At 35.3% G+C, this 2,149-nt stretch carries 3 protein-coding genes; all 3 read right to left on the bottom strand.

Translation table 11 applies throughout. The features are described 5' to 3' along the window. Positions 1–315: 315 nt before the first annotated feature. On the bottom strand, positions 316–747 hold the full coding sequence (locus ACI35L_RS08680; RefSeq protein WP_439802684.1) for a hypothetical protein: 432 nt from the start codon (positions 745–747) through the stop codon (positions 316–318). Next, positions 747–1,631, bottom strand: a complete 885-nt coding sequence (locus tag ACI35L_RS08675; protein ID WP_439802683.1) for a hypothetical protein — start codon at positions 1,629–1,631, stop codon at positions 747–749. Before ACI35L_RS08675 ends, ACI35L_RS08680 begins: the two co-directional genes overlap by 1 nt. Positions 1,632–1,643: 12 nt before the next feature. Then, positions 1,644–2,149, bottom strand: a 506-nt coding sequence (locus ACI35L_RS08670; RefSeq protein WP_439802682.1) for a hypothetical protein, incomplete at its 5' end; no start/stop codon positions are given.

Genomic DNA, 2,149 nt, shown 5'->3' with positions numbered 1-2,149 from the left:
AGTCTAAATCGGAAAACTTTATTTTGTCTAGGAAAACTTTATTTTATGGTTACATAGGAGAAAAATCCACAACCATCACTAATTTATCAAAAGCCATGTTTAAAGCAAAAGGAATAATCAATTAATCTCTGATGTTAAAACCGCTCGTTCTCATCAAGAGGATAAGCGGTTTCTTTATTAATGGCTAGTTTACTTTATGGAATAATTTTAGAGACTCTTCCACAAGAGAAAGTTCAAATAAAGTCACGGTTATGGATAATAATAGCTACCACCTTTTTGTTTTTATTTAGGTTCGCTTTCTCAAATAAAGTCTGCTCATTTGGTATAATTTCTATCAAAAGTAGAAACCAATTGATTAAAGACATCAAGAGCTGCCTCTCTTTTCTTTTCACTCTTATTGTATTTGGGATTGCGAGTAAATACAACTCCATCATAGGCTATGCGTATTTCACCCAATGTATCAACAAATTTCATCTCTTTGTCTGAAAAGTTCTTATAATCATTTTTTTCAACACAGACTACTTTTAATTCATAAGCCAGATCATCGATTTTTTCCTTAATATCCATATCTCCATTGTTAACGCTGTCTTTCATTTCATTCGTAAAAGTGATACCCATAGATAGGACATCTTCCCGAACCCCTGTACTTTTTGAAGCATTATTGAGTTCGGTTTGGGAACAACCGGTTGCAAAACCAACTGTCATAATCAACACACAAAATTTGAGAGTTAGACTGTTTTTGTTCATTACCTCTTACCAAATCCAATTTTCTTGTAATCAGATGGGATTGAAACACTTTGGACATTTACACTTTGGCTTGGACTTAGTTGAATATCCTCTGTTTCAATAAATTCTTTCACTTCGCCTTTTTCATCAATTTCTTCCATCGCTAACAAGATACCTGTTTCAGCATGTACCCAGAGTTTAAACGTTTTTGCACTATGTTTTTCTTGGAAATAGTCACTCAACGTTCCTTCAATCAACACTGCTTGGAGACCATTGACTTTTTCATTTTCTGATACAATGTCCCACTTACTATAATCCTCTAAAAAGGACGCAGCTATATCTTGTGGGAAAATCGAAGTTGCAGCTACTCCATCTAATTGTGTGGTATCTTCTCTTCTATCAAAAACCTTCTCTCCGACTTCATTCGTATAGGTTTTATCGTGAGGGTTTTTCTGTTCATTTGTATTTGTTGTGTTTTCTTCTGAAGCTTTAGGTACGTAGGCGTTAACAGCAAGTTTTTCTGCATGATTGATTCTCGTAATTTCATTCGTCTTAGCTGAATATAATTGTTCACTTACACCTTGTGAAGAGGAAGTCTTCACATGAGTAAAAGCATCTTTTTCTCTTTGGATATGATAATCGACAACAAATTTGTCACCTATCGCATCACTACCATAGATAAAACGGCCTTTTAAATTCTTAAAATTATCAATCGAGTTATACATCTTGTTTTGGATGATTTCTTTTTTACCCAGTTTTAATTCATCCTTAGCACTAACACTTTCCTGTTTTTTCTGCTCATTATCTGCTTTTGCATATAGATTCGGGCTACTAAATCCATATCCAATTACTGAACCACCAACAATGATGGATGCGGCCAGCATAGTAATTTTTAGCTTTTTCATAGTATCCCCCATTTATTTATAGAAATCTACTTCGGCACCATCGGCACCAGTTTTATAACTTCCGTTAATAATCATTACCTGAAAAAACCTCGTATCTGAGTCATATGCCTTCTTGCTTCCTATTTTGTTCCATCCCGGATAAGCTGTATTTTGATTAATGGATCCCACGCTGTTACTCCACGACAGCTTGTCGGTTAAACTATGTGTCCAAACTAGGTAAGAAGCAGATGGATTTACGAAATCAGGGTGACGTAAATAAGCGTAATACTGTCTTTTCCCTGAATCTTTTGTAAATCTCCACTCATATGCGGAACCACTATTTTTTGCTATTCTATGATCTCCTTTGTAATCATTCCCGTAATTCCCATACGTCCAGGTTCCTTCCATAGCATTTTTGGAACTTCCCTTCGCACCATGGTCATTATCTAACAATTGGTAACTATCAGCTCCTCCAATAGGTGCTGCATTTGCTCCGGGTATATTGCCTATTAAAAACAATAGTACCATCAAGCTAAAAA

Origin of the sequence: Pradoshia sp. (assembly GCF_051873915.1) — a bacterium.
Lineage (GTDB): Bacteria > Bacillota > Bacilli > Bacillales > Pradoshiaceae > Pradoshia.
Note: the sequence above shows the minus strand (reverse complement) of the source record. Positions and strands in the feature narration are given on the sequence as shown.

Bases quoted from the DNA above. Each gene is read 5' to 3' on its own strand.
- ACI35L_RS08680 (WP_439802684.1), bottom strand. From the start codon at position 747: ATGAACAAAAACAGTCTAACTCTCAAATTTTGTGTGTTGATTATGACA.
- ACI35L_RS08675 (WP_439802683.1), bottom strand. From the start codon at position 1,631: ATGAAAAAGCTAAAAATTACTATGCTGGCCGCATCCATCATTGTTGGT.